The 13,977-nt window shown below is 64.9% G+C and carries 10 protein-coding genes and 1 pseudogene; 4 read left to right on the top strand and 7 right to left on the bottom strand.

From position 1 onward, the window contains the following. Positions 1–99 precede the first annotated feature (99 nt). The 3 genes from AB3X89_RS11465 to AB3X89_RS11455 are packed head-to-tail and all read right to left on the bottom strand — an operon-like array spanning position 100 to position 5,917. Positions 100–3,177, bottom strand: a complete 3,078-nt coding sequence (locus tag AB3X89_RS11465) for an efflux RND transporter permease subunit (protein WP_368583367.1) — start codon at positions 3,175–3,177, stop codon at positions 100–102. Between the two features lie 16 nt (positions 3,178–3,193). Beyond that, the gene (locus AB3X89_RS11460; RefSeq protein WP_368583366.1) at positions 3,194–4,345 is read right to left on the bottom strand and encodes an efflux RND transporter periplasmic adaptor subunit; all 1,152 of its coding nucleotides are present in this window, start codon (positions 4,343–4,345) and stop codon (positions 3,194–3,196) included. Between the two features lie 54 nt (positions 4,346–4,399). After that, positions 4,400–5,917: an efflux transporter outer membrane subunit gene (locus tag AB3X89_RS11455; protein ID WP_368583365.1), complete on the bottom strand. Its 1,518-nt coding sequence runs from the start codon at positions 5,915–5,917 to the stop codon at positions 4,400–4,402. Between the two features lie 350 nt (positions 5,918–6,267). Between AB3X89_RS11455 and AB3X89_RS11450 the strand changes: the two are divergent. After that, positions 6,268–6,951 (top strand): annotated as a pseudogene (locus AB3X89_RS11450) (LysR family substrate-binding domain-containing protein); the annotation flags it as partial. A 21-nt stretch (positions 6,952–6,972) separates the two neighbouring features. Here the strand turns inward: AB3X89_RS11450 and AB3X89_RS11445 are convergent. Together AB3X89_RS11445 and AB3X89_RS11440 are read right to left on the bottom strand one after the other, a co-directional pair. Then, complete coding sequence (locus tag AB3X89_RS11445; protein ID WP_368583364.1) at positions 6,973–7,635, bottom strand: VC0807 family protein; 663 nt, start codon at positions 7,633–7,635, stop codon at positions 6,973–6,975. A 209-nt stretch (positions 7,636–7,844) separates the two neighbouring features. Beyond that, entirely contained in the window at positions 7,845–8,579 is a 735-nt protein-coding gene (locus tag AB3X89_RS11440) for a GNAT family N-acetyltransferase (protein ID WP_368583363.1), read from the bottom strand. Between the two features lie 92 nt (positions 8,580–8,671). Between AB3X89_RS11440 and AB3X89_RS11435 the strand changes: the two genes are divergently transcribed. The 3 genes from AB3X89_RS11435 (at position 8,672) to AB3X89_RS11425 (ending at position 11,560) form a co-directional block, all read left to right on the top strand. Next, complete coding sequence (locus tag AB3X89_RS11435) at positions 8,672–10,276, top strand: PLP-dependent aminotransferase family protein (RefSeq protein WP_368583362.1); 1,605 nt, start codon at positions 8,672–8,674, stop codon at positions 10,274–10,276. A 193-nt stretch (positions 10,277–10,469) separates the two neighbouring features. Further along, complete coding sequence (locus AB3X89_RS11430) at positions 10,470–10,805, top strand: hypothetical protein (RefSeq protein ID WP_176106988.1); 336 nt, start codon at positions 10,470–10,472, stop codon at positions 10,803–10,805. Between the two features lie 173 nt (positions 10,806–10,978). Beyond that, positions 10,979–11,560: a flavin reductase family protein gene (locus tag AB3X89_RS11425; RefSeq protein ID WP_368583361.1), complete on the top strand. Its 582-nt coding sequence runs from the start codon at positions 10,979–10,981 to the stop codon at positions 11,558–11,560. Positions 11,561–11,566: 6 nt separating this feature from the next. Here the strand turns inward: AB3X89_RS11425 and AB3X89_RS11420 are convergent, their stop codons facing one another. After that, on the bottom strand, positions 11,567–12,064 hold the full coding sequence (locus tag AB3X89_RS11420; protein WP_013092731.1) for a GNAT family N-acetyltransferase: 498 nt from the start codon (positions 12,062–12,064) through the stop codon (positions 11,567–11,569). Positions 12,065–12,201: 137 nt separating this feature from the next. Next, positions 12,202–13,674, bottom strand: a complete 1,473-nt coding sequence (locus AB3X89_RS11415; RefSeq protein ID WP_368583360.1) for a PQQ-binding-like beta-propeller repeat protein — start codon at positions 13,672–13,674, stop codon at positions 12,202–12,204. Between the last annotated feature and the right edge of the window lie 303 nt (positions 13,675–13,977).

Here is a 13,977-nt window from a genome sequence, read left to right as displayed (position 1 = left end):
CGTGCGTGGCTCCGGTTGGTTTGTCTTGCGCCGCGTTGCGCAGCGAATGCACCGTAGTCTAGGTGATGAACGCGCACCGGGTACGCGAACCACCAGTCGCTAACCCCCTTGACCCGCCTGACCCGCATCGCCGGCCTTCGGCGCCTGAGCATGCCGCTGATGATCGGCGGCCAGAAACATATACATCGCCGGCACCACGAACAGCGTGAACAGCGTGCCGATCGACATGCCCGTGAAAATCACGAGCCCCATCGCGTTGCGGCCCGCCGCGCCCGCGCCCGACGCGATCACGAGCGGCACCACGCCGAGCACCATCGCGGCGGTCGTCATCAGGATCGGACGCAGCCGCACGCCGGCGGCTTCCTCGACCGCTTCGCGCTTGCCGCGGCCAGCGCGCTGCAATTCGTTGGCGAACTGCACGATCAGAATGCCGTGCTTGCTGACGAGCCCCATCAGCGTGACGAGGCCGACCTGCGTGTAGATGTTCAGCGTCGTCAGGCCGATGTTGATGAAGATCAGCGCGCCGAACAGCGCCATCGGTACCGAGATCAGGATCACGATCGGATCGCGGAAGCTCTCGAATTGCGCAGCGAGCGCGAGGAACACGATGATCGTTGCAAGCAGCAGCGTAATGACGAAGCCGCCCGACTCCTGCACGAACTGGCGCGACGCTCCCGAGTAATCGGCCGAATAGCCGGCCGGCGCGACCTGCGCGGTCGCCTGGCGCAGAAAATCGAGCACCTGGCCTTGCGACACGCCCGGCACGGTCACGCCGGAGATCGTCGCCGAGTTCAGCTGCTGGAAGTGATTGATCGATTCGGGCACGACGCTGTGCTTGATATGCGCGACCGTCGACGCCGGAATCACGCTGCCGTCCGGCGTGCGCAGATAGTAGTCGAGCACCTGCGACGGATTGAGCCGATCGATCTGCAGCACCTGCGGAATCACCTTGTACGAACGCCCCGCGATCGAGAAGTAGTTCACGTAGCCGCCACCCAGCGCCGAACCGAGCGCCTGTCCGACGTCGCTTTGCGACAGCCCGAGCGAGGCCACCTTGTCGCGATCGACGACGAGCACCGCTTCCGGCTTGTCGATTTTCAGATCGGTATCGACGAAGAAGAACATCCCGCTCTCGCGCGCTTTTTCGAGCACCGCTTGCGACACCTCGTTGAGGTTTTGGAACGGCTCGGTCGTGCTGATCACGAACTGCACCGGCAATCCCTGCGAGCCCGGCAACGGCGGAAACTGGAACGCCGCGACGCGTGCGCCCGCGATCTGATTCCACTTCTGCTGCAACTCCTGTTGCAGCTCGGTCGCATTCTTGCCGCGCTGATCCCAGGTCTTGAACAGCACCCCGCCGATGCCCTGGTTGATGGTCGGCGAACCCGTCAGCTGGAACATCTGCGAGTACTCGGGCAGCGACTTCGAGGCGTCGAACACCTGGTCCGCGTAGGTCTGCATCTGCTGGATCGTCGCGTTCGGCGGCCCGATGATCTGCGACAGCACGACGCCCTGATCTTCCTGCGGCGCAAGTTCCGACTTCGAGGTCATGAACAGATATACGGTGCCGCACAGCAGCAGCGCGCCCATGATCACGAACACGGGCCAGGTATCGAGCGTCGCGTGCAACAGGCGGCCGTAGCCGCGATGCACGCGCTCGAACTGACGGTCGACGAAACGCGCGAATCGCCCGGACTCCTGCTCGGCGCGAAAGAAGCGCGAACACATCATCGGTGACAACGTGAGGGCGATCACGCCCGATACTGTCACCGCACCCGCGAGCGTGAACGCGAACTCAGTGAAGAGCGCCCCCGTCAGCCCGCCCTGGAAGCCTATCGGCGCATATACGGCGATCAGCACGACGGTCATCGCGACGATCGGGCCGCCGAGTTCGCGCGCGGCGATCAGCGCGGCGTCGAACGGCGTCTTGCCTTCGTGCTTCATATGCCGGTCGACGTTCTCGACGACGATGATCGCGTCGTCGACGACGAGCCCGATCGCGAGCACCAGCGCGAGCAGCGTCAGCAGATTGATCGAATAGCCGAGCGCCTGCATCATGAAGAACGTGCCGATCAGCGACAGCGGCATCGCGATCAGCGGCACGATCACCGCGCGGAAGCTGCCGAGAAACAGGAAGATCACGATCGTGACGATCACGAGCGCTTCGACGAGCGTCTTGATCACTTCCCTGATCGCGGTGTTCACGAAGTCGGTCGCGTCATACACGATGTCGCCCGTCATGCCGGTCGGGAACTGCCTCTGCAGATCGGGGAACACGGTTTTCACGCGCTTGGCCACATCGAGAATGTTCGCGTCCGGCGCGACCTTGATACCGATGAACACCGAGCGCTTGCCGCTGAACGCGACGTTGAAGTCGTAGCTGTCGGCGCCGAGCACGACGTTAGCGACGTCCTCGAGACGCACGATCGAGCCGTTCTTCTGCTTGACGACGAGTTGCTTGAAATCGTCGACGGTATGCAGGTCCGTGCCCGCTTCGAGGTCGACGCTGACCATCTGCCCCTTCGTCGTGCCGAGCGTCGCGAGATAGTTGTTGTTGCCGAGCGCGGTGAACACGTCGCTCGCGCTCACGCCGTGCGCTGCGAGCCGCGCCGAATCGAGCCACGCGCGCATCGCGAACTGCCGCCCGCCGAGCACTTCGGCGGTCTGCACGCCCTGGATCGAATCGAGCTTCGGCTTGACCACGCGCAACAGGTAGTCGGTGACGTTGTTGCTCGGCAGCACGCTGCTGTAGAAGCCCATGTACATCGCGTCGGTGGTCTGCCCGGTCTGCACGGTCAGCACCGGCTGCTGCGCCTGCGGCGGCAACTGGTTGCGCACCGAGCCGATCTGCGTGTTGATCTCGGTCAGCGCGCGGTTCGCGTCGTAGTTCAGGCGCAGCGTCGCGACGATAGTCGACACGCCCGTGATGCTCGTCGACGACATGTAGTCGATACCCTGCGCCTGCGCGATCGCCGCTTCGAGCGGCTGCGTGATGAAGCCGGCGATGGTGTCCGGGTTCGCGCCATAGTAGGCCGTCGTGATCGTGACGACCGCGTTCTCGGTCTGCGGATACTGGCTGACCTTCAGCACCGCGAGCGCGCGCAGCCCGAGCACGAGGATCAGCAGGCTCACGACCGAAGCGAGTACCGGCCGGCGGATGAAGATGTCCGTGAACATGATCGGGCGGCCTCGCTTATTGTTCCTGCGGCGTCGGATTCGGACTGTCCGACGGCTGGACGCGGTTATCGATGATCAGCGGCGTGCCGTTCTTCAGCTTGAGCTGGCCGCTCGTCACGACCTGGGTGCCATCGTCGACGCCCTTCAGAATCGCCACCTGGTCGCCGCGCGTCGGGCCCGGCGTCACGAACACCTGCTGCGCGACGGGCAGCGTCTTGCCCTGCGCGTTGGGCTGCGTGCCGGGCTTCACGATGAACACGGTCGCGCCATACGGGTTGTAGGTAATCGCCGTTTGCGGCAGCGTCAGGTGGCGCTCCTCGGCGCCCGAGTCGATCTTCACGTTCGCGTACATGCCGGGCAGCAGCTTGCGCTCGCGATTGTCGACGCTTGCCTCGATCTGCACGTTGCGTGTCGCGCTGTCGACTTTCGGGCTCATCGACTGGATCTTGCCGGTGAAGCTTTGTCCGCTGTACGCGTTGGTATCGACGCTGACGGTCGCGCCGATCGCGAGCTGGCCGAGCTGCTGTTGCGGCACCGAGAAGTCGGCGTAGATCGGATCGATGGCTTGCAGCGTGACGATCGTATCGCCCGGATTCAGGTATTGGCCCGGATTGATCGTCGTGATGCCGAGGCGCCCCGCGAACGGCGCGCGAATCGTCTTCTTGTCGACGAGCGCCTGCTGTTGCGCGACCTGCGCCTTCTTGCCCTTGAGGTCCGCCGCATCGGCGTCGAGCTGCGCTTTCGCGATCGCCTTGATGTCGTACTGCGCGCGGTCGCGCTCGTAGACCGTCTGCGCGAGGTCGGCCGCGGCCTGCAGCGACTGCAGCAGCGCGACGTCGCTGTCGTCATTGAGTCGCACGAGGATCTGCCCGGCTTTCGCTTCCTGCCCCGACACGAACGCGACCTGGCGCACGAGGCCGGCGACTTCGGTCGTCACGTCGACGCCGCGCACCGCGCGCAGGCTGCCGACCGCCGCGAGCTGCGGCTGCCACGACTGATAGTGGACCACCACCGCCGACACCGTCGCGGGCGGCGTGGTGTTGGCCGCCATGAACTTCGCGAACATGTGCGCGCGGAACAGGTTGAAGCCAACCAGCGCGGCGAGCAGCAGGCCGACGCAGATCAACATGATCACCATCCGCTTCGTCATCGGTTTTCTTTCGGCCATCGTGATGTCCTTGCTCGGCTTGGGGCGAGGGCTGAGGGTTGTGTCAGGGCACGGTCAATGTGGCGTTGCGGCGGCGGGCGCGGCGGCCGACTCGGGCGCCGCGCCATTCCACCAGCCGCCGCCGAGCGCCTGGAACAGCGCTGCCGTGTCTGCGTAACGCGCGGCCTGCGCCTGCGCGAGGCTGACCACGGTCTGCTGATACTGGCGTTGCGCGTCGAGCAGCGCGAGGTAGCTCACGCCGCCGACGCGATACTGCCCGCGCGTCAGTTCGAGCGAATCGCTCGCGGCGCGCGACGCGTCGGTCTGCGCCTTCAGGCCGGTCGCATCGTGTTCGAGCGCGCGCAGCGTGTCCGCGACGTTCTGGAACGCAAGCAGCACCGTCTCGCGGTATTGCGCGCCGGCCTGCTCGTAGGCGGCCTCGGCCGCGCGCTTCTGTGCGCTCAACTGGCCACCGTGAAAGACCGGTTGCAGCAAGCCCGCGCCGATGCTCCAGATGGTGCTGCCGGCCCTGAGCACTTGCGCGGGCGTCAGCGCCTCGGCGCCGTAGCTCGCGGACAGCGTGATCTGCGGATACATCGCCGCGGTCGCGACGCCGACCTGCGCGCTCGCCTGATGCAGTGTGGCGTCGGCGGCGAGGATGTCGGGGCGCTGGCGCACCAGCGACGACGGCAGACTGACGGGCAGCGTGTCGGGCAGCGAGAACATGTCGAGGGTGAATTCGGGCACGCCCGTGTCGCTCGGCAGCTTGCCGGCGAGCACCGCAAGCTGATGGCGCGCCTGATCGAGTTGCTGGTAGAGCGGCGGCAGCGTCGCGCGGGTCTGTGCGAGCAGCGTTTCCTGCGCGAGCACGGCCGCGCGGCTCACGCCGCCGAGCGAGAGTTGCTGGTCGAGCACGTTCAGCTGCTGCTCTTCCTCGGTGGCGATCCGCTCGGTCGCGTCGATCTGCGCGCGCACGGACGCTTCCTTGACCGCTGCGGTCACGATGTTGGCCGATATCGTCAGATAGGCGGCCTGTAGCTGGAAGCGCTGATAGTCGATCTGCGCATGCAGCGCTTCGAGTTCGCGCCGCGCGCCGCCGAACACGTCGAGCTTGTACGAGACGTTGACCGACGCGTTGTAAAGATTGAATTCTTCGACGAGGCCCGGCTCGCCGAACGCGATGCCGTTGATCTTTTCGCGCGTGGCGTTAAGTTGCGCGTCGACGCTCGGCAGCAAGGTGCCGCCTGCCTGCGCGGTGTAATTTTCGCGCGCCTGGCGCAACGCGGCCTGGGCCGCGGTCATGTTCGGGCTATTGGCGATGGCCTCGCGGATCAGCGCGTCGAGCGGCTCGCAGTGAAACAGCGTCCACCACGCGGCGGGGATGTCCTGGGCCGGCGCGAAACGCTGCGGCAGGCCGGCGGGGCCGGGCGCGGAGGCAGTCTGGTCGGGCAGCGGCCGGGCGGTGAAGGTGTCGGTAGCCGGCGCGGGCGGCGCGTGGTAGTCGGGGCCGACCATGCAGCCGGCCAACGCGACGCAACTGCACAGCGCAACGTAGAGGCGCCGCCAGACAATACGCTGACTCACGTCGATCATCGATCTACCTTGTACGCCAGGGGCGGGTGGACCGGACGAAGATGTTCAGGGCACCCGAACGTTCTTGGAGTTGTCTTGCCGACGCTGGAATTTACCACGCACGACGCGAGCCGCGCTTGGCCTCGCGTTCGCTAACCGCCGAAGGCGGATACGAGATCACGTAGGAGGGCGGTGAAAACGCGCGGCGCTCCCCGCAGTCTGCCGCGGCCGTCGCGGCATTCATGCAAGTTTCATAGATTGGGACACGCGGTTGGCTTGGTACCTGATCCTCGTGGTCGCGGTCGAGGTTGCAACGGTTTGCACGATTCGTCGAATGCGGTTGCGACGGTCATCTATGCGTATTCGCTCGCACCTCTGGTGTGATAAATCTGCTGCGCAGCCGGCGTACTGTCGACCCCTCAGCTTTAATGCCCCATCACCATCAGCAGCACCGACAGCGTCACAAGCTCGAAATCGGCTTCACGATGTGCTCCGCTTACAGCGTCGTCCCCGGCTATGCGCGAGCGTTCGGCGCCGCGTATCCGCAGGTCGAGCTGAAATTGCGCGAGGTCGTGTCGAACGATCTGGCCGCGCAGTTGCTCACCGGGCACATCGACGCGGCGATCATGTTCCCGACCGTGCCCGACAAGTCACTCACGACGCGCACGGTGCCCAGCGAGCCGCTGTGCGTCGCGCTATCGCGCAGCCATCCGCGCGCGCGGGCGCGGCGGTTGAAGATTGCGCAGCTGGCGGGCGAGCCGTTCGTGCTCGCATCGGAAGAAGTCGCGCCGAGCCTGCGCGCGACGATTCTCGAACACTGCCGCTCGGGCGGCTTCGAGCCGGACATCCGCTTCGAAGTGCAGTTGCAGCAGACGGTGCTGAGTCTCGTCGACGAAGGCGTGGGTGTCGCGCTGGTGCCGTCGTCGATGCGCAGGGCGCAGTTGGCGGGCGTGGTGTTCCGCCCGCTTGCCGACGCGCCGCTGATCGAGCAGGTGCTCGCCCGGTCGCCGGCGAACCGGAATCCTTGTTTGGGGAGATTTTTGGAGTTGGCATGAACGGACCGCCGGCGCGGTCATTCACACATTTGCCGCCGAACTCTCCGCCGCCTGCTCATCCGCCGGATAGCGCTGCGCGTCCCGCTTGATACGCCGGCGAATCAGGATCGTCCACACCGTCAGCGCCACGTACACGCCATAACGCAGCGCAGTGGATGCGAGCGCCGAGCGCGGGTCGTTCGGCCAATGCAGCACGATCGCACTGCGCACGATGTTCTCGCCGATCATGCCGATCCCCCACACGAGTGTCATCAGGCGAATATAGCTGGCGAGCATCGGACGATCACGCCAATGTCGCTCGAACAATTCCACGCTGCGATGATCTTCGCGCGACATCGTCGAGCGCGCCAGGTAGAACACCATCGGCTTGCGCAGCGTGAGCGACGCGAGAAACGCGATGCCGATAAAGCCCGACACCATCGGGTCTTCGATCAACAGCAGACGCGCGTCGCTGAATACGAGGCTCGTGGCAAGCGCTGGCAGCACGCCCGCGAGCACGAGTGCGCTCAGCGCGTCGAAATGCCGGTAACGCAGCAGATCCACCGTCATCCATGCGATCAGCGGCAACGCCGACGCGGCAAGCGCGCCCGTCTGCCCCCAGTGCGGAAACGCGAGCCGGTAGACAAGCAAGGGCAACGCGAGATTGACGAGCAATGCGCTCAGGTAGCGCAGACGGGATTTCATCGGCTGGGCTGTAACGGCATGGAACGAGGCACGCGTGGCACAAGCTGGCGCGCTGTCGCAATCGCGCTTCGGCAGTGGCGCGCGAACGTATGGAGGCAGTTTAGGGCGAAGTTGCGCCGGCTGCCGGGGTTGGCGGCGCGCAGCGAAGGGCTGGCGCAAGCGCGCCGCGTGCGATGGCATCGGCGGCGCGCTGATGCGAGCGTCTGGCTTTACCGGGCGTCGTCCGCCGCTCGCTGCTGCGCGATCAGATCGGCGAGCCGCTCGATCTGCTGCCCTTGCGCATCGAAATTGCCCGCGTCGAGCCACCGCTGATAACACGAGCGCAACGCCGGCCATTCGCTGTCGATGATCGAAAACCACGCCGTGTCGCGATTGCGCTCACGGTAGACGATCGCCTGCCGGAAGATCCCCTCGAACGTGAACCCGTAGCGCAGCGCGGCCTTGCGCGACGGCTCGTTCAGCGAATCGCATTTCCATTCGAAACGGCGGTAACCGAGCTTGTCGAACACTTCGCTAAGCAGCAGGTACATCGCATCGGTCGCGATGCGCGTGCGCTTGAGCCGCGGCGAATACGTGACATGGCCGACTTCGATCACGCCGTTGGCCGGATCGATCCGCATCAGCGACAGCGTGCCGACCGCCTTGCCCGTCGCGAGGTCGATCACCGCGTAGTGCAGCGGATCTTTCGATGCCGCCATCCGCGTCAGGTGCTCGCGATAGGCTGCGAGGCTGTCGAACGGGCCGACCGCCAGATAGGTCCAGTCGCGGCCGTCGGTGGCCGAACGGTACGCGTCGAACAGGTCGGCCGCGTGGCGCTCGACGTCGACCGCTTCGAGCCGGCAATAGCAGCCGCTCAGCGGCTCGCGGCCCGGCGGCTGCGCGCCGCGCCAGCCGGGCACGGGTTTGCCGATCGGCTGGCCGTAGACGTTGCGTATGGGTTCCATGTCCTTTCTCCTGTCTTCGATGCAGGAACGATACGGCAAACGTGGTATGTTCAAAAGATCCACGACACGCTTATTCGATAGGTCCAACCACCATGATCGAAATCATCGGACCGCTCGTCCATGCCGACGACGTTTTCGCCGCGAGCGGCGCTAGCGGGGCCAAGCGGCCCGCGCCGCTGCAAAAGCAGCTGATCGAACTTCTACAACAGGCCATTCTCGCGGGCCGTCTGCCGGCCGGGTCGTTGCTGCCGTCGTCGCGGCTGCTCGCCGCCGAAATGGGCGTATCGCGCAACACCGTCGTGATCGCTTACGAACATCTCGCCGCGGTCGGTTATGTCATCGCCGATCGCCAGGGCACGCGCGTGAGTCCGCTGTCGAGTCCCGCCGCGCGCGGCGAGCGGGCGACGGCTTCCGCGGCGCCAGAGGTCGTGTACGCGAGGCGCGTCCAGCAGTTCGCGGCGCCGCACAAGCACGTCGACAACACCTATGCGCTGACCCCGGGCACACCCGCGCTAGACCGCTTCCCGCTAGCCGCCTGGCGGCGCGCGCTCGAACGTGCGATGGAGCGCGCCTTACCGCGCGCGCTCGGCTACGGCACGCCGGCCGGCGAACCGGCGTTGCGCGACGCGATCGCCGCGCATCTGCGGATGGCGCGCGGCGTGCGCTGCGACGGCTCGCAGGTCGTGATCACCGAGGGCGCGCAGGAGGCGCTGAACCTGTGCGTGCGGCTGCTGACCAATCCCGGCGATATCGCATGGACCGAGGACCCCGGCTACCGCGGCGCGAAGGCCGCTTTCAACGCGGGCGATTTGCGCTTGCTGCCGATTCCCGTCGACGCCGAAGGCATGGCCGTGCCGGCCGACGCGTGGCGCACGCATCCGCCGAAGCTGATCTACACGTCGCCCGCGCATCAGTATCCGACCGGCGCGGTGTTGTCGGTGGCGCGGCGGCTTGAGCTGATTGCAGAGGCGCGGCGCTGCGGCGCGTGGCTGATCGAGGACGATTACGACGGCGAAGTGCGCCACACCGGCGAGCCGATCGCGAGCATGCAGGGCCTCGTCGACGAGGCGCCCGTGCTGTACGTCGGTTCGTTCAGCAAGACGATGTTTCCGGCGCTGCGCATCGGCTTCGTCGTGCTGCCTCAGACGATCGCCGCGCATGCCGCTGTTGCGCTGCAAGAGTTGCTGCGCGGCGGGCATCGGCTGGAGCAACTGGCGCTCGCGCATTTCCTCGAAAGCGGCGAGTTCGGGCGGCATCTCGGGCGGATGCGGCGGCTGTACCGCGAGCGCCAGCAGGCGCTGCGCGACGCGCTGGCCGAATATTTTCCGGCGGCGACGATTCTTGGCGGCGATTGCGGCATGCATCTGACGCTGCGGCTGCCCGCGTCGCTCGACGATCGCGCACTGACGGCGCGGGCGCAGGCGTTGGGGCTCGGTCCGCGCGCACTGTCGGGGTTCGCGATCGGGGCGTCGGAGCAGACCAACGGGCTCGTGATCGGCTATGGGAATACGGAGGCGGAGCGCTTGGGGCCGGCGGTGAAAGCGCTGGCGGAGCTGGTGCGGGAGATAGAGAGCGAGGCGCGACCGGCTGCGAAGCGCGCGGCAAAACCGGCCGGAACGCCTGCCGGAAAACCCGCCGCCCGGTCCCGCAAAAAGCCCGTCCCGCAACGCCGTACGCCTGCCACCCAGGACATGTAAGTTTTACGTTTGTCCGCCCGGCCCATGTCGCGCTATCGTGTCGTATGCGCGGCGACTTCGCTCTGAAGTGCCGGGTCTGCCCGCATGTGCCACGGTTGCCCGGCCCGCCGCGCCGCGGGTTTGGCGCCGCCGATGGGCACGAACAATGCGTTAAGTGTGGTTTTCGATGACGATTTATCCGACCGGAGACGCTATGAAGGAAATCGAACCGACCCCGTGGTTTGAGCTGGCCATCCATACGCCCGTACGCGAAGGCTGGTACGAGGTGCAGTTGGCGAGCGGGGACACGGCGTTTGCGAAATTTGGCGACGGCGTGTGGACCGAAAAGCCGTTGCTCGTATTCACGCATTGGCGCGGCCTGTCCGCTGATCCGTCGAAAGCCGCGGACGGCGCGGCCGAATCGGTCAGCGCCGAAGCAACCGCGGCGCAGGGTGTGCGCGCCGCCTGGAACGCGTTCTTCCCGGGACTCGGCGAAGAGCAGCACAAGCCGCACAATGTGGTGCCGAACGGCAAGGCACCGCATCATTGAGCGGCCATTGAAGTTTTTCGCTTGAAGTTTGTCAGGCGGCGGCTTGTGGGCTGCCGTCTGGCAGTTCGATTCGCCCGCTCTATCGCTCCGCACGGCGGCTTCCGCACATCGCGCGCCTCATTTCTCCCGCCCCGCTACAATCAGCGTCACCCTTTCGACGCCATCACGATACTATGACCGCCACCCGAGAACCCGTGGAATTGTCGCGCGCGACTCAACTGCTCAATCACGGACCCGTTACGCTGATCACGAGCGCGCACGCTGGTCGTTCGAACGTGATGGCGGCCTCGTGGGCGATGCCGCTCGACTTCGATCCGCCGAAGGTGGTGGTGGTCGTCGATAGCCGCACGCTGACGCGTAGCCTGATCGAAGCGAGCGGCGTGTTCGGGCTGCAACTGCCGAGCCGCGGATTCGCCGCGCAAACACTCGCCGTCGGCACGCATGCGGGCGTCGAACTCGACAAGTTCTCCGCGTTCGATCTCGAGACTTTCCGCGCGCAAAAAATCGACGTGCCGATGCTGGCCGGCTGCATCACGTGGATGGAATGCAAGGTGATTCCGGACGACAGCCAACGGCACGATCTGATCATCGGCGAGGTGGTCGCCGCGTATGCGGATAGCCGCGTGTATTCGCACAACCGCTGGCATTTCGGTGACGATCCCGACCTGCGCACATGCCATTACGTCGCAGGCGGCACGTTCTTCGCGACGGGCGATGCGTTCGAAGTGGCGCCCGTCGCGGCCTCCGCGCAGTGACCGCGCTTAGGTGTTCGGTTCGGTTTCGCCTTCGGCGAATGCCTTGAGCGCGTCGCCCGCGAGACGGTAGCGCACCCATTCGCTTTGCGGATTCGCGCCGATCGATTTGTAGAAGCCGATGGCCGGCTCGTTCCAGTCGAGCACGCTCCATTCGAAGCGGCCGCAGCCCGTTTCGCAGGCGATTTGCGCGAGATGGCGCAGCATCTGTTTGCCCGCGCCGCTGCCACGCGATGCGGGCGACACGTACAGGTCTTCCAGATAAAGCCCCTGCTTGCCGAGCCACGTCGAATACGAAAAGAAGTACACGCAAAAACCGACGGGCTCGCCGTTCATTTCGCAGATCAGCGCTTTCGCGGGCACGCCCTCGGAAAACAGGCTTTTCTCGATGTCTTTGACACCGGCGACGACTTCGTGCTCGGCTTTCTCGTAGATCGCAAGTTCGGTGATGAAGCGCAGGATCAGGGGGGCGTCGGAGGCGGTGGCGGGGCGGATGTGGATCGTCAAGGTCTGGTGCTCGGTGAGTTCGGTGGCAATTCCGGTCCGGCTGGCGATACGCGCCAAAGCGCCGGCTTCGGAACAGACTCACATCGTAGCAAAGAGCCAAAGGCCCCGCCCTGAGAGGACGAGGCCTTTGGCGTTTCCTACAGGCCGAAGGCGAATAATTTTTGCGGCCCCGGTCCGTTCGTTGAACCGGAGCCCCAGAACACCACGCCGTCCGCAACGGCCGGTCCGGCATTGCATGCGCCGCCGCTGTCGAATGACCACAGTACTTTTCCGTTGGAAGAATCGAGCGCGTACATCGTGCCTTTCGTGTAGTCGAGATTGCATCCGAACACCACGCCATTCGCGACACTGACCGCTGCCTCCGCGCGGCTTCCCAGTGGGTCCGGAGTGGTCCACTTCACCGCGCCGGAATTCGCGTTGAGCGACGCCCAGCCGCCCGACGTGGTAGTGCCGCCGCCGTTCGCCAACTGCCATACGCCTGGCGTCGTGCCCGAGCCGGTCACCCCGCTGTTGGCTACCGCAACGTAAATAAACTGGCCGTCGTTGGCCGATCCCCACTGCAGACCGCCTGTCAGTCCGCCGGGGGCGACCTGGGTGGACCAACGCAGTTCGCCTGTTTCTTCATCGAAGGCCCAGAACATCCCGCTCTTCTGCCCCGCGCCGACCAGTCGGCCGGCATTGCCATTGCCGCCGAAGAGCATCGGTCCTTGCGCGAAGTCCCAGTCCGGACCCTGCGGATTGGGACAGTTGGCGTTCGACGGAAGAGTGAAGACGCCCGGCACGTTCAGGCCGCAGCCGACATTCCACGTATCGTACGGCAGTCCGCGCGCGGACCATTTGACTGCGCCCGTGGTCATGTCCAGCGCAAGGATCGAGTCGAAGTGGTCGGTCGGGTCGATGCACGATGTCGGCGTGCCGCCGCTGTTCATGCAGTCGAGTACGGCCTGAGGTACTGCCCAGTTGTTGCCGGAACCCATGAATACCGTATTGCGATCGACGTCGACGGCGCCGGTGCTTCCCCAGACGGAGCCGCCGTAATAGCCCGTCGGTATTGTGTACGTCTGCCACTTGATTGCGCCGGTCGCGACATCGAGCGCGACGACGCTGCCGCGGAAACTCCACTGCCATGCAGGCGGGGAAATATAGGCGGCCATCAATTCTTCGTTCGATGTCGTTCCTACGAAAGCCGTACCGTTCGCGATGACCGCAGACTGTGTGACCATTGAATACGTGGTTGGATCGACTCGCGTGTGCCAAAGCCGCTGGCCGGTGTTCTTGTCGACGGCAAAGACCTGGGCCGGTTGCGGACTCGACAGTTTGCCGCTTTGATTGCCGAGTATCAGTACGTTTGCGGAGATAGCGGGCGTTGCACGCGCGTAGTCGTTAGGGATGTCCGTGTAGGACGATACGAGGTTCTTCCAGATAACGTGACCGGTCTTCCTGTCGACTTTGTAAAGATAGCCCGCGGAATCCGGGAAATAGGCATAGCTGTCATCGAGGGCAGGGGTCGCCGTGACGTTTCCGCTCGTGTCAGTTGACCAGAGCTTGTGAAGGGCACCCGCTGTCTTCGGACTGATCGCCGATTCACTAGCCTGGTTTCGGGAGTTCATCGAGTCGTTTCCCGAGGTCTTCCAATCGGTCGAATAGGCAATGCTGCTCGTTGTCAAACCGAATAGCAACGCACACGTTAAATACAACGTGTTAGTTCTCATGTCGTCTCCTCAGTGATTATTTGGAAAGCTGCGTTTGCGCTTTTGCGAAGCGGGGATAAAGATTATTAAGAGGACTAGCAGGCTGCTGAAGTACACCCGAGTTGAAGAGGCCCCGCTCCAATTACGCGACTCTCGTCGCAAGATTTTTCGCATTGTGCAGATTCAATGCGAATTCACCGTCCCTTTAAGCGTTTTGAGGCC

The sequence above is a fragment of the Paraburkholderia sp. BR14320 genome (assembly GCF_040948665.1).
Taxonomy (GTDB): domain Bacteria; phylum Pseudomonadota; class Gammaproteobacteria; order Burkholderiales; family Burkholderiaceae; genus Paraburkholderia; species Paraburkholderia youngii.
Note: the sequence above shows the minus strand (reverse complement) of the source record. Positions and strands in the feature narration are given on the sequence as shown.